Source organism: Acinetobacter sp. 1566109, from assembly GCF_000582255.1.
Classification (GTDB): Bacteria; Pseudomonadota; Gammaproteobacteria; order Pseudomonadales; family Moraxellaceae; genus Acinetobacter; species Acinetobacter nosocomialis.
On sequence record NZ_JEYB01000042.1, the window covers coordinates 21,246 to 35,392 of the forward strand.

Annotated in this window: 14 protein-coding genes; 7 read left to right on the top strand and 7 right to left on the bottom strand. The window is 37.5% G+C overall.

What is annotated here, in order from left to right; genetic code table 11:
* Positions 1-8: 8 nt before the first annotated feature.
* The 3 genes from J582_RS0104985 to J582_RS19225 all read right to left on the bottom strand — a co-directional run bounded on the left by J582_RS0104985 (position 9) and on the right by J582_RS19225 (position 3,235).
* On the bottom strand, positions 9-911 hold the full coding sequence (locus tag J582_RS0104985) for a hypothetical protein (protein ID WP_004883589.1): 903 nt from the start codon (positions 909-911) through the stop codon (positions 9-11).
* A gap of 122 nt (positions 912-1,033) precedes the next feature.
* A complete protein-coding gene (locus J582_RS19220; protein ID WP_004710872.1) occupies positions 1,034-2,173 on the bottom strand; it encodes a hypothetical protein in 1,140 nt (379 codons plus the stop codon).
* Between the two features lie 351 nt (positions 2,174-2,524).
* Positions 2,525-3,235 carry a DsbA family oxidoreductase gene (locus tag J582_RS19225; protein WP_031981911.1) on the bottom strand — a complete coding sequence of 237 codons (711 nt, stop codon included), beginning with the start codon at positions 3,233-3,235 and terminating at the stop codon, positions 2,525-2,527.
* A 177-nt stretch (positions 3,236-3,412) separates the two neighbouring features.
* Between J582_RS19225 and J582_RS19230 the strand changes: the two genes are divergently transcribed.
* The gene (locus J582_RS19230; protein ID WP_002156981.1) at positions 3,413-4,171 is read left to right on the top strand and encodes a hypothetical protein; all 759 of its coding nucleotides are present in this window, start codon (positions 3,413-3,415) and stop codon (positions 4,169-4,171) included.
* Between the two features lie 21 nt (positions 4,172-4,192).
* Here the strand turns inward: J582_RS19230 and J582_RS19235 are convergent, their stop codons facing one another.
* Positions 4,193-4,558 carry a MerR family transcriptional regulator gene (locus tag J582_RS19235; protein WP_031981909.1) on the bottom strand — a complete coding sequence of 122 codons (366 nt, stop codon included), beginning with the start codon at positions 4,556-4,558 and terminating at the stop codon, positions 4,193-4,195.
* A gap of 71 nt (positions 4,559-4,629) precedes the next feature.
* Between J582_RS19235 and J582_RS19240 the strand changes: the two genes are divergently transcribed.
* The gene (locus J582_RS19240; protein ID WP_068791255.1) at positions 4,630-5,277 is read left to right on the top strand and encodes an RBBP9/YdeN family alpha/beta hydrolase; all 648 of its coding nucleotides are present in this window, start codon (positions 4,630-4,632) and stop codon (positions 5,275-5,277) included.
* Between the two features lie 238 nt (positions 5,278-5,515).
* Positions 5,516-6,007 carry a hypothetical protein gene (locus tag J582_RS19245; protein WP_031981906.1) on the top strand — a complete coding sequence of 164 codons (492 nt, stop codon included), beginning with the start codon at positions 5,516-5,518 and terminating at the stop codon, positions 6,005-6,007.
* Positions 6,008-6,053: 46 nt separating this feature from the next.
* Here J582_RS19245 and fadA read toward each other — a convergent pair whose 3' ends face one another.
* Complete coding sequence (fadA, locus tag J582_RS19250; protein WP_002157046.1) at positions 6,054-7,226, bottom strand: acetyl-CoA C-acyltransferase FadA; 1,173 nt, start codon at positions 7,224-7,226, stop codon at positions 6,054-6,056.
* A 12-nt stretch (positions 7,227-7,238) separates the two neighbouring features.
* Positions 7,239-9,392 carry a fatty acid oxidation complex subunit alpha FadB gene (gene fadB / locus J582_RS19255; RefSeq protein WP_031981904.1) on the bottom strand — a complete coding sequence of 718 codons (2,154 nt, stop codon included), beginning with the start codon at positions 9,390-9,392 and terminating at the stop codon, positions 7,239-7,241.
* A 482-nt stretch (positions 9,393-9,874) separates the two neighbouring features.
* Here fadB and J582_RS19260 point away from each other — a divergent pair, with 482 nt between their 5' ends.
* Both J582_RS19260 and lpxO read left to right on the top strand, forming a co-directional pair.
* Positions 9,875-10,879 (top strand): hypothetical protein, encoded by a 1,005-nt coding sequence (locus tag J582_RS19260; RefSeq protein ID WP_031955868.1) that lies wholly within the window; start codon positions 9,875-9,877, stop codon positions 10,877-10,879.
* Positions 10,880-11,049: 170 nt separating this feature from the next.
* Positions 11,050-11,964, top strand: coding sequence for a lipid A hydroxylase LpxO (gene lpxO, locus J582_RS19265; RefSeq protein WP_004699120.1), 915 nt, complete (start codon positions 11,050-11,052; stop codon positions 11,962-11,964).
* A gap of 172 nt (positions 11,965-12,136) precedes the next feature.
* Here lpxO and J582_RS19270 read toward each other — a convergent pair whose 3' ends face one another.
* Positions 12,137-12,421, bottom strand: a complete 285-nt coding sequence (locus J582_RS19270) for a hypothetical protein (protein WP_031981901.1) — start codon at positions 12,419-12,421, stop codon at positions 12,137-12,139.
* 881 nt (positions 12,422-13,302) lie between these two features.
* On the opposite strand from J582_RS19270, the gene J582_RS19275 reads away from it, so the two are divergent.
* Together J582_RS19275 and J582_RS19280 are read left to right on the top strand one after the other, a co-directional pair.
* Complete coding sequence (locus J582_RS19275; RefSeq protein WP_004883575.1) at positions 13,303-13,833, top strand: CHAP domain-containing protein; 531 nt, start codon at positions 13,303-13,305, stop codon at positions 13,831-13,833.
* Between the two features lie 133 nt (positions 13,834-13,966).
* Positions 13,967-14,147: GIY-YIG nuclease family protein (locus J582_RS19280; protein WP_171073057.1), on the top strand; the 181-nt coding region annotated here is incomplete at its 3' end.

A 14,147-nucleotide genomic window follows, 5' to 3' on the forward strand; every position in this document is an offset into this window, starting at 1 on the left:
ATTTTTGGCTAAAAATTAGCTTCTAAATTCATTTGAACACTAAGCTGATGTTTCGGGTCATCATCAATATGATTAAAAAAATTAAGATCATTTTGCATAAAAATCCAATCTCGCCATACGGGCTGGCGCCATGAAATATAAGGTCCCCAACTATTTACCCGCATGTCATTTTTGGTATATACACCGCCACTATAAATGCCGTAAGTCAGACTATTATCTTTTACGAACTCAAATTGTTGAAAAGTCCAATTGCCCCAGTTGAATTCTTCATTTTCACTCTTATTCACATTAAATTTGTTAGCGAACAGGGTGTTGTCTTGCATCTTTTGCGTTAAGTTTAGCGTGGTTTCAGTATAGTTTCGGCTGGTTGAGCCATAGCGAAAGACTTGTTCGGTATCTATGCTAATGTTATGTCTTAAATTCCATTTTTTCTTGGCAAGAAATTGTACATAAACATCACTTTCTGAATTTGAGCCTAAATCAAGATTATTTTCGAAAGGCATCCATGTTGAAATCGTATCCCAGCTTGCAGTAATTGGGTTACTGATCGAAATATGGGGTGTTGAAGCTTTCTTCTTTTTCTTACCCAAGGTTTTATAAGGTTGTTTGTGCTGGGTTGCACGGTTCCACAGCGTATCATTTCCAAACACGGCCATCAGGTCCTGAATGAGTGCTGCATCTGAATCATTATTATTTTCTACTTCACATGGTGAATTTGAAAAAGTTAGAGAATGACTTTTGCTTTTTATGAATAGGCTCGATGGATGTAGGGAGCGTCTCGTGGAGCGTTGATGCTTTAAGGACGTAGAGAAAAGCTGTGTATGAGGGATTAAAACCAACATACCTAAACTATAAATACAAAGTAGAGCTTTAGATTTATATTCAAATGACAAAGAAGAGAATTGATTCATTGTTCTGAAAATCAGGAATCAAAAGTTAGCTCAGTATTGTAAGGGAAAAAGCTTAAATTTTTATTTAAAAGTATTTTATTATTCATCACCTTGGAGATAACCTCCAAGGTGATCTTGCTCAATTAGAAAAGTGCTTCTAAACGTAAGAATGTGCTGACAAAATGGTTACGGTCTTCACGGTGGTCATTAAAGTAGTTGACGTCACCTTGTACAAAGAACCACTCACGTAAGAGCGGCTGACGCCATGATACAAATGGTCCCCAACTGTTTAAGCGTAAATCGTTGTCGTTGTAATAGCCACCTGTGTAAATACCATAGTTAAAACGGTTATTTGCAAAGAAACTATGTTCACGGAAAACTCGGTTTTCCCATGTTAAATCATCATCTTGATCGTCAGCATAAGTTAGGCTGAACTGATTTGATAAGATGGGTTGATTTGGACGAGCATGGGTGAGTTCCAAATTAGTACGTAAATAATTTTCACTATGAATGCCATAGCGATAAATTTCTTCAGCATAAAACTTAAAGTCATTACGGAGTTGCCAATCTCTTGATGCTTTTAAGCGAACATACACGTCGTCTCCAGAACGGATACCTAAGTCGGCATCTGTTTCAAACGGCAGTTTTTTGGAAAAATTCGACCAACGTAATGCGATTGAGCTGTTGTCATCTCGTGTTCGTTTAGTATCAAGTTTCTTATTTGAATCTTGATTTGGGTTCTGGTTAATATTGGCTGGACTATTATTAAATTCGTTATCTAAAGAGTCATCACCAAATACTACGCTTAAGCGTTTTTCTAGCGTCGGGAGTTTAATTTTACCGCGTATTCTTGGCTTAATTTCAAAGTTATCATATTCGTTCCAATAGTTATCAATCATGACTCGAATGGTAGCCGAAGCAGGCTTTTGAGGGTCGACTTCACCAAACCAGTTATCAATTTTTTCCGAAGTGTGATCGGCCCAATTTCGAATTTTCTTTTGCTTACGGTCAAACCAGGTCTGGTCTTCGGTCTGCTCGGTAGGTGGAACAATTGGTTGGTTGGACTGCTCCGGAAAAATCGTTGGAGTGGCATCAATCCACCTTGGAATTTGATCTAAAAGATTTTCATCTTTATTTTCTTCGGTTTGTACTCCAGATGACGAACCATTGACTTGTTGAGTTGAAGAAGAATTTACTTCTGCATGAGCCATGCATATAGAACCAAATCCCAATGTTACAAGTGCAAAAAGCTGTCGATACGTAATAACGTGAAATGTTTTCATATCTATCTTTATGTTTTGTTGTTATTGCCACTTTTGTTGATTTTTCTAATAAAATCAAGAGGACGACACAAAAGTTAAGTAAATTTAACTTTTCTTACATATTTGAAATAACTTAAAAAGTTTAAGCTATTAGCGAGAATTTTTAAGCAAAAAAAATCCCCCAAACTAGGGGGATTTTAGATCAAGGAAACTTCAAATTCCGATCATTAAACACATAAAAAACAGAACATTACAGCGCGAATATTCTAAGTGGCAATCATAAACGCATTTTAAGCAATTGAATAGTTCTTTTTTTAGAACGCTCTATTGCTAAAACGATGATAAAACATACGATTTGTTCACACTTTGCAATTAAGACTGTTTATTTTGTGGAATATCACATGTTTCATCATTACAAACAGCAACATCATCTTGCTCGATTTCTTCAGCATTTGCCTTGAGCTGTGCTTGTTCTAAGACTTGTAAAAACACTTCACGAGGTTGTGCGCCTGCAAGCGCAATTCTTTGATCAAATACAAAGAATGGTACGCCTGTTACATTAAGTTGCTCATGCGCAATCTTTTCGTCATGACGAACAAAGTCAGCCAATTCATTTGTATCGAGTACATATTCAACTTCGGCATTATCTAGGCCAATACGAGAAGCGATTTCTTCTACGACTTCGCGTTCGCCAATAGCTAAACCTTCAGTCATATAAGCATGAAAAAAGGCTTCTTTTGCTTCGTTACCTAAGCCTTTACTTTGAGCTAGGTGAATAATACGGTGAGCATTAAAGCTATTGCCTGAGTTGGCTTTTTGCCATTGGAAGTCGATTCCTTCAGAGGCAGCCATGGCCGCAATGTTGCGCTCCATTTCTTCCATCTCTTCATAGGTACGACCATATTTTTTCGCTAAACGCTCAGTATTTGAAGTGTCATGTGTCGCTGGTGCATTCGGATCTAACTCGAAACTATGCCAATGAATATCAAGTTCAATGCCAGCTTCAGCCGCGACATGCTCAAGGCGTTTTTTGCCGATGTAACAAAAAGGACAAACTACATCAGACCAGACATCAACACGCATGGGAGAATCTCATAAATTTTAATTACCCATCATAATAGGGATGATGTACAAGGATTTAAAGCATTGAATAGCGAATAGAGTGTTGCGTATTGTGAAATAAATGACATATAAAGAAGTAAGAGCTCTATTTCATAACTATAAAGAGCAAAACTATAAGAATGGAAATAGGAGGTGTGTATGCGCCGAATTTTGATTGCGATTGCAGGTTTGGTGGTAATTGCAGGTATTGTCTTTTTTTCCTATCAACATATTAAACAGCAACAAGCTAAAGACAGTAGCCAAATGTTCGATGTGGTGATGAATGAAAAAATGAGTGAACTTTATGAACAGGCTCAAGATTGGTCTAAACCTGTACAACTCGATATTCATGATAAACGGCTCGCAGGGCACTATAAGCAAGTCTCAGAATTTCTTTTAAGTTATTGGGTTCAAAATGTAAATGCGCGTAATGAATACTTAAGAGAATTAAAGGCTGCAAAATGGGATACTTTTTTAAATGTTGACCGTTTGGATATTGATAAAAAACAAAAATATGCTGAAACAGAAAAGATGTTAGCTGACGTTCGAAAAGCTTCAGATAAATACCAATCTGAATATGAAAAAATTCATAAAATCTTTCTCGCTAAAATACAGGAATTATCTGTTGATGCAGATACCAGACAACTTCTTGAAATGAAATTGGGAACTCAGCAAAAAGCTGATCAAGACCATACGATTTTTATGATTGAGCTGCAAATTTTAGATGACGCAGAGCAAATGTTTAAACTTCTAAAAAACTATTCGTGGCAAAAGAAAGACCATATGATTCTTTTTCATGAAAATGCTCAAGTTAAAAAATTTAACGAGCTTTACCAACATGTCTTAAAGCTTAATGCAAAAATTGAAAGTATTAAGAAAAAGAACGTGGCTGCTTTAGAAAATGAGTTAGAAGAATAATTACAGCATGAGCATCAACTACTATGTATTGGTGCTCTCAGCTTTGCCTTTTATCAAGAAAGATTGTAATAAACTTTGAGAAGTTTGTAGTTTGTTTAACTGCTCCGATACATGCATCAGCTCTGTTTGTAGCTTTTCTTGAACAATAGGGCAAAGCGTAAATACCCTTTCATCTAAATCAAAACATGGTAATAACACCTGAATGTCTTTTAGTGTCATACCTGCCTCATTTAATATTTTAATTTTATTAATATTTTCAATATCTTTTTGCGTATAACTTCGATAGTTATTGCTTGCACGATGCGGTTGTATTAGCCCTAAACTTTCATAATAACGCAGCATACGCGGACTGACTTTTGTAAGCTCGGCGACTTTAGCGAGGTTCATAAAATAGGCTTGACCTTAACAGTGGTGTCATAGTTTAGCATGTTTTTATCTTTCAAAATGGTACTTGTTCAATGATCAGAAAACTCATTTTATTGGTGTTATTCGGATGGATGTCATTTGTTGCAAATGCCAAAACACTGGAACTTCAGGAGAAGAACATGCGTCAAATATTTGTACTTCATGGTTATTCAGCTTCTATAAATGATCACTGGTTTTTGGACCTAAAACATCAAATAGAAGATGAATATACGGCTGTAACTTTAATACCATTTCCAGATTCTGAGCATCCCAATGTAGATGCTTGGCAGAAAGTTCTAGATGAACAGATTCCACAGGTTAATGAAAATACCTATTTTGTGGCACATAGTTTGGGTGTGATTACTTTGCTGCACTTTTTGCAAAGACATCATTATCAACATATTGGAGGAATGATTTTAGTATCCGGATTCTCTGGACCAATTGCAGATTCTTCACCCCTCACAGCTTATATAACAAAGAGCAAAGTCGATACCAATTACTTTAAGGGCATAAAGAAAAAGCTGGTGTATTTATCTGATAATGATGATTTGGTTCCACCAAAACTGACAGTTCAATTGGCTAAGGATATTGATGCGCCGTACATTACAGTTCCTAATGGCGGACATTTTTTAGGTCGGGAAGGTTATACGTCATTTCCTCAATTGGTCGACTCTTTAAAAGAAATGTTAGAGAATAAATAAAATCTATAAGATAAATCTCACCCTATAAATGGTTATAACTCATTTATAGGGTGGTTTTTCTATTCAGTTTTTTATTAAGAAAGTCCCTTACTATTACATTAAAAATTTTAATTATATTTACCGTTTATCTGAGCCTTACTGAATCAAAAAGCAGTTTGTTGTAGCCTATTTATAGAGACCTTTATTTGAATCTTCATCTTTTGATTGAAATAGGATGACTGATTTTTTGGAGCTAGTTATGAACTTTCTAAAACAATCAGCTTTAATCGCTGCATTTGCTTTTATGGGTTTACCAACTGTTCAGGCAGAAGAAGTAACGACTTTACCCACTATTCGCGTTATGGCTGAATCTGAGCTACGTGATGAGGTGGGCTTTGTGCCGTTTCAAGAAGATAAGAAGGTACGCCAAGCACTACAACACCATGAATATAAAATACATCACGATATACAGAATGCTTTAGTCCCAGAAGGGATGACGACCATAGATTATCAGCCCGTTATGGCGCAGCCTGATCTCTCACAACTTTCTCCATTTTTACGAGAATATATTCTAGCGGTAGCGGGCGGGATTCAGTCTTCTGACCCAACCAATGGTCTTTTTGAAATGTTAAAGCCGTTGAACATTAAACGAAGTAATGTTGATGCTTATCGCGATGGTACGATGAAAGTAAATTTAAATGATATTTTGAAATTACAGCAACAAATCCAAGATGGTTTAAAAGGCCGGTAAAATAAAAATCCCCGCATTGAGCGGGGATTTTTTATCTTGGTGTTAATTAAACACGTTCGATAATCGTTGCGATACCTTGACCAAGGCCGATACACATGGTCGCAAGACCGATTTGAGTATCTTGTTGTTCCATTACGTTTAACAACGTAGTGGTGATACGAGCACCTGAACAGCCTAGTGGGTGACCAAGAGCGATTGCACCACCATTTAAGTTCACGATGTCTTGTTTGTCATAAAGACCTAAGCCCTTAAGAACAGACAAGCCTTGTGCAGCAAATGCTTCATTTAACTCAACAGTCTGAATATCAGCAATTGATAAGCCAGCACGCTTAAGCGCTTTTTGAGTCGCTGGAACTGGGCCGTAACCCATGATTGCTGCGTCACAGCCTGCTACTGCCATAGAGCGAATTACAGCACGTGGTTTTAAACCTAATGCTTGTGCACGTTCAGCAGACATAAGCAACATTGCAGAAGCACCGTCAGAAAGAGCAGAAGAAGTTGCTGCTGTTACTGAACCACCTTTAGGGTCAAATACAGGTTTTAATGCTTTGAATGCTTCAAGGTTTGCATCTGGACGAATTACTTCGTCGATGTCGCAAAGGATTTTGAAACCATTTGCATCGTGACCTTCAACACCAACGATTTCATTTTTGAAACGACCTTCTTGTGTTGCAGCCCAAGCACGGCGGTGAGATTCAACACCGAACGCATCTTGTTCTTCACGAGTAATGCCGTTCATACGACCTAACATTTCAGCAGTTAAGCCCATCATGTTAGATGCTTTAGCATAGTGTTTAGATGCTTCTGGGTTAAGGTCGATGCCGTGCATCATACCTACATGGCCCATGTGCTCTACACCACCAATAATGAAGATGTCACCTTGGTTAGTCGCAATTTGTGCTGCGGCAGTGTGGATTGCCTGCATAGACGAACCACAAAGACGGTTTACTGTTTGACCAGCAACAGTTTTAGGCAAGTCAGCCAATAAACCGATGTTACGGCCAATGTTCATACCTTGTTCTAGAGTCTGGTTTACACAGCCCCAGATCAGGTCTTCAACTTCGTTTACATCAAACTGGTTACGGGCAACGAGCGCACGTACAAGTTCAGCAGATAAACTGTCGGCACGTACATTACGGAACATACCGTTTTTAGATTTGCCCATGGCAGAACGAACGCCATCAACAATCACAACGTCACGTGGATTTAAAGTAGCCATTCACGTCGCTCCTTAACCGTAGAATTTTTTATTGTTAGCAGCCATGTCGCGCAACATTTGCGGCGCTTCATAAGCCTTACCTAAGTGTGCGTATTTATCGCAAAGTGCAACGTATTCAGCAACACCTGTTTGGTCGATGTAACGGCATGGACCACCACGGAATGGAGGGAAACCTACACCCATGATCATTGCCATATCTGCTTCAGATGCAGTTGCTACAATCTTGTCTTCCAAGCAACGAACTGTTTCGTTACAGAAAGCAAGCATCATACGGTCAATGATTTCTTGGTTATCAAATTCGCGTTTTTCGCCAGTTACGAACGGAGCAATCACTTCATACGCTGTTGGATCAACAGTTTTTGCTTTCTTGCCTTTCTTGTCGAGTTCGTATTTGTAGAAACCTACGTCATTCTTTTGACCAAGACGCTTCGCTTCATACATTGCTTGGATTGCGCCTTTGTAGTCTGGCTTCATACGGTCAGGGAAACCTTCAGCCATTACTTCTGCACCATGCACACCTGTATCAATACCTACAACATCGATCAGGTAAGCAGGGCCCATTGGCCAACCAAACTTAGACATTACATTGTCGATTTGTTGGAAGTCTGCGCCGTCTTTTACAAGAAGGTCAAATGCACCGAAGTAAGGGAACAATACACGGTTAACCAAGAACCCTGGGCAGTCATTTACAACGATTGGTGTTTTACCCATTTTTTGAGCAAGAACGACTGTCGTTGCAATTGCTTCTTCAGAAGTCTTTTCACCACGAATAACTTCTACAAGCGGCATCATGTGAACTGGGTTGAAGAAGTGCATACCAACGAAGTTTTCAGGACGTTGTAATGCTTTTGCCAAACGTGTAATTGAAATTGTAGAAGTATTAGAAGCAATGATCGTGTTTTCACGAACATTTTTCTCAGTTTCTGCAAGTACGATTTCTTTAACTTTTGGATTTTCAGTTACCGCTTCGATCACGATGTCGACTTCTTTAAACTCTTCGTAGCTTAAAGTAGGACGAATACGTGCAAGTGTTTCACCCATTTGAGCAGGTTTCATTTTCTTGCGTTCAACTTGCTTAGTTAACAAGTTGTTCGCTTCTGACATACCTAGTGCAAGTTGTGGGTTACCAATATCTTTCATGATAATTGGAGTGCCTTTGCTTGCTGCTTGGTAAGCAATACCACCACCCATAATACCTGCACCTAGAACAGCTGCTTGGTTTACAGGGTGAGCACCTTTTTCATGTTGTTTAGATGCCTTTTTCACAACTTGGTCATTGATGAATAGACCAATCAATGCGCCAGCTTGTGGAGTAATTGCTGCTTTAGCAAAACCTTCAGCTTCAGCTTTTAATGCTTCATCACGTGCAAGGCTTGCACCAGCTTGTAATGAATCAAGTAATAGTTTTGGAGCAGGGTATTGAGCAGGATTTGCTTTAGCAAGTACCGCACCTTTTGCTGTGTTGAACGCCATCATTTGTTCAAGCGGATTCAATTTTACAGCTTCAAGTTTCTCTTGGCGTTTTGCTTTCCAGTTTAAACGACCAGAAATTGCTTGTTTAACCAAGTCAGTTGCAGCATCAAGTAATTTGTCCGCAGCGACAACCGCATCTACAGCACCATCTTTAAGCGCAGCAGCTGGTTTTTTAGGAGCAGCCATTGCCATCCATTCAACCGCATTATCGATACCAATAAGACGGCTTAAACGAACACTACCACCGAAACCTGGGTAAATGCCGAGTTTAATTTCTGGTAAACCCACTTGTGCAGCTTCTGACATCACGCGATAGTCACAAACTAAACACATTTCAAAACCGCCGCCTAAAGCCATGCCATTAATAGCAGCAACTTTTGGAATGTCTAAATCTTCAAAACTATTGAAGATTTCGTGAACAGGCATAAGCCAGTCAACAATCGCTTTTTCGCCTTGTGCGAAGTTTTCACCAAACTCGGTAATATCTGCACCTACAATAAATGTAGATTTACCAGAAGTTACGACTAAGCCTTTAATATCGTTATTAGCTTTTACAGCCGCGATAGCAGCTTTGAAATCTTCAATTGTTGCACGGTTAAATTTATTGACCGACTCACCTTGTAAGTCAAAGCGGAATTCTGCAATTCCGTCCGCAAGCATTTGGACGGTAATGGCATTGCCAGCGTGGATCATGCCTGATCTCCTTAGTTTTGGAGGATTTCTAAGTTGATGTTATGAAGCGTGTGTACAGCTCCGGTACACATTTATGCTTCGCTAATCTTACGATAACTATATCTAAAAAGAAGCCAACAAGTTGTATCAAGCCGTGACGCAAGGGTCATCAATTGTCTGTAAATAATTTTTTTTAATTTATTTATATGAAAAATATGTTTTTTTATAGGTAATAATAGCTTGATAAGTAAGGGTTGAAGGGCCCATAAGAGAATGTAGTAAACAATGAAAGGAATGATAAAAGAACAATGAAATAATAGAATTCTTTATGGGGTAAACGCATGTATATGTATGGAAGAATGATAAAGACTGTTGAATAACTCAATTTTTTGAATTGGTAATAAAAATTAAAATCTTATGTGAATTATTAGACAGAAAGGGTTGTCTATTTTTTTATCTTTCGATAAACTTTATGTTATAAAAATGTTAGATAAAGTAATATTATGTTAAAAAATAAGTTTGTAATTTTAGCCATCCTACCAATGATGTTAAGTGCGTGTGGCGGTGGTGGTTCTAGTGATAATAATTCCGTAAATAACGATCAAAGTAGCGCATCACAAGATTCTACGGCGAACGGAAGTCGTTACTATTTTATGGATTACAATGCGAATGAAACAGATGAGTTAAATATTTCCTATTTTGAAATATTCAATAAAAAATCAACAGATGGGTCTTCTAATCAAGCTTTAGGTGAGTATTTGCTCACAGAGAAAAAACTCTATCTTCCAACTGATCAAGCCATTAATGTTATGAATATTAATTCGCTAACGGATTGGACACTGGATCTTATTGGTGATGTTAAAGAGGATTGGAAACTTCAGAGAGTTAATCTTTCTGGTCAGAATATGTTTGACGCTGTTTTACCGGGTTATCGAGCAGTAGGCTTTCCAGTAAATGATGCAAGTACAACTAATGGACGTATATTTCTTAATACTTATGGACAGAATAAATTTCCTGACGGAAGTAGTTGCTATCGTTTAATTTCAAAAAAATCTAATCAAGAGTCTTTTGCATTCAATGTCGGTCAAGATTATGAAATTAACCAGAGTTTTGACGAGTTCGATGCAGACAATGCTTCGTACCTTAATTATTTAAATCAAACTAATCCATTCGGCTTTACTTATAAAGCAGTTAAAGGAACATGGCAAACAGTTCAGTGGACGACAATTTATGATACTAGTCTAGGTTTTGCTGCGAGCGATAGTGTTGCGGTGCAATATCAAGGTAAGCCATACACAGCAAGTTATACAAGTAATATTGGTTGGACTGCTGATCAAGAAGTTAAGCATTGGGAAACATACCTAAAAAATGCCAATGATCCCCAACGCATCCGTTTTGCTCAGTTAAGAATTGCACAATTGAAATCAGGCTGTTATGTCTATAATGAAACCGCTGCAAGAGCACTTGTTTCTCTAAATGCGTTAAATTGGAAACCCTATCAAAACTAATTTAAAGCCTGATTTTAAGAAATCTCAAGAATAAATATTCTTGAGATTTCTTTTTGCTAAAAATAATAGTTAATCATATGAGTCTGAATTTTCTTCGAGAGTTTGTTATTATTTCTCCGATTTTAAATTTCTTCGAAGTATTTTAAAGATGCTTAAATGCGAGTAACTATATGATTAAGTGGATCGTATTAGCGATTTTTGTAATATCTGCATTGTATATCCAACATCGCGGCAAAGTGCGTCACTCGTTTTATCGTCAATTTTTTGACCATTCAACCTTGCTCGCACCGATTAACTTTTTAATGTACATCTTTTCAAAGGTACCGAATCAGCCTTATATCGACACTCAACACTTCAAAGATTTAAAAGTGTTAGATGAAAATTGGGAAATGATTCGAGACGAAGCGAAAGCTTTATATGACCAAGGTGGGATTAAAGCATCGAGTACCTACAATGACTTAGGTTTTAACTCATTCTTTAAAACAGGATGGAAACGTTTTTACCTCAAGTGGTATGAATCAAGTCATCCTTCAGCTGCTGAGCTTTGCCCAAAAACAACGGCTTTACTCAAAACATTACCGACCATTAAAGCGGCAATGTTTACCGAACTTGCTCCTGATAGCCGTTTGGTTAGACACCGTGACCCCTATGCAGGCTCACTTCGTTATCACTTGGGTTTAATTACACCAAATGATGATCGCTGTTTTATTGATGTAGATGGTGAAAGATACTCTTGGCGAGATGGCCAAAGTGTTGTATTTGATGAAACGTATATTCACTATGCTGAAAATAAGACTGATCAAAACCGTATTATTTTCTTCGCGGACGTTGAGCGTCCGATGAAAGTGAAATGGATGGAACGTTTCAACCATTGGTTTGGCCGTAATGTAATGACTGCGGCAAGTTCACCGAATGAAACAGGTGACCAAACAGGGGGCTTAAATAAAGCCTTTGGTTATGTTTACCAAATTCGTATTAAAGCTAAAGCTTTAAAAGCTAAAAACCGTAAGTTGTATTACTTCTTGAAGTGGTTCCTCATGCTTGGAATTTTCTTCCTGATTTTTGTACGACCATATGTATTTTAATTAAAGCGCCCGAAATAAAAATTCTGCGTGATTGAATTAAGCCACACTTTCGAGTGTGGTTTTTTTGTGGAAAGTTTCTGAGAGGCCTCTGTGCCACAACAGACTTTAATTTTTTGCGCTGATTTAAAGTAATCAACCATTGCGACACAGAGATAAAGAGCTAAGCCAATGCTTAGCCCAGACTACTTTTGTCACATCGCTGCATGGTGCTTAAAAAAGTAGGGACAAAGTCCTGTGGGAGAACAGGACTTTGCAAACTGACATGTTCTAGGCGTTGCATCATTTTCGGGGAATAAGCTTTTTCAAGTTGCTGGTAAATACAGTCACAACTGGTTTTGCTGTGCTCACCCGATAGGCAAATTTTTTCAAACTCCTGCTGAGTGTGTAAATTGCAACCCGAACTACCCAAGCTACCTAGAACTAAACTAAAAGTTAAAATAGATTTATAAGTTTTCATATTATTCTCATAATGATTTATATCTATGAGTAGAATAAAAATATAATGGGTTTAAATGGTTAAAATAAATTTTAGTTAATAATTAATCCTCCTAAAAACAGGAAAATAAAATGATTAAAATTTTTAAAATAAAAGTAATTTATAGATATAAAAATAAGGCATAAAACCAAATTTTAAATAAATAAAATAATTAAATTGGAGAGAAAACAAGTTTGAATAATGGCATGGCCAACTCCTTAAAAAATGGAGTCCTACCACCAGATTACCGCGAATTAATTAGGGTGGTAGAACGGAAAGGGGTTGACAGACTGGGATCCATAGAACCAGCACGCACGGGGCGTCCCCCAACCGTCCTACCGCAAAGAAGGGGGACGCAAGGGTCCAGCGAATTATAGCAGAACTATAATCCGTGGTGGATCAACGGTCTGTCAAAACCGACTGGCAATGTAGGCCAGCAACGAGATAATAATAGTTAAAATGAAAAGCGTCAATTATTAAAAGGGATTTTTATTTAAAATAAATGTGATTTATTTTTATTAAATTTTTTTATTTTAAATATTATTTTGGGAAATGTTTATAATATTTAAAATTTCTAATTAATCTGAAGTTTTATATAAGTGTTTGGTCGGTTGAAATGAATTTGATTGATTGGTTGTAGCTAAGTATTTTGCTTTTATAAGAGGATATCTTTGCCTCAATATTTATAGAAAGATTAAAGGGCCAGAAAAGGTATTTTTTTATAAAATAAAAACGATAAATTCATTTTGTGACTCATTTCACAGTGCTGGCAATTTGTTACAACTATTAAAAGCCAACGCATAATTTTGATTCTACAATTGCTCCGTTTTTTCGAAGACTGATTAGCGGAAGTAGGTTTCAAAATGGCTCATGCTCATCACGTAGCTCATGCACATGTTCACCATATTAAATTGAGAAAAGAAGAAAGTTCTCAGGGTGACTTAAAAACGAAAGTGATGTTAAACAAAGCTTCTGCTGAGACTAAAAAGCATGGCCGAACGACTTCTAAAAGACATAAAGTAGAAGATCAAAACATTGATCTACATAAGTTCTCAAGCAAACTTGAAAGCATGTCAGCAAAGCACAGCAAAGAGAAATGTGCCAAGAATATCCGTATTGCTCTACAAGCAGCAGGTGCAGATGTTTCCAAGCATCCAGTAGCTGCATCTGACTGGGGACATACCTTAGAAAAGAACGGCTATAAGAAAATCAAACCGGCATTTAACCGTCCTCAAGAAGGGGATATCTATATTATTGAACGCACCAGTGGACATACCTACGGACACATTGCTGGCTATACGGGTAATGGTTGGTTCTCAGATTTTCGTCAAAAAACCTATGCGGTATATAAAGAAAAAGACGTGAAATATAGTTACTATCGCCTCGATTCTTAAGGAAGCACGACACATATTGTCGGGCTAATTCATGATGTGTTTTCAAATTTAGGTTCTGCCACAGTAAAGCACTTGAAAAGTAAAGGTGAAAACATCACATTAGGTATTCAATATTAAGCCATGTATGCCAATAGTGAATCAAAACGCTCGTCCCCATATTGAAAAAATTTTAGCTAACCTGACCCAACTTCCAGGCGTTTATAAGATGCTAGGGAAAGAGGGAGAGTTGTTATATGTGGGTAAAGCTAAAAACCTAAAAAATCGGGTATCGAGTTATTTTGTCAAAACTATTGAGCATCCGAAAACTCAGGCTT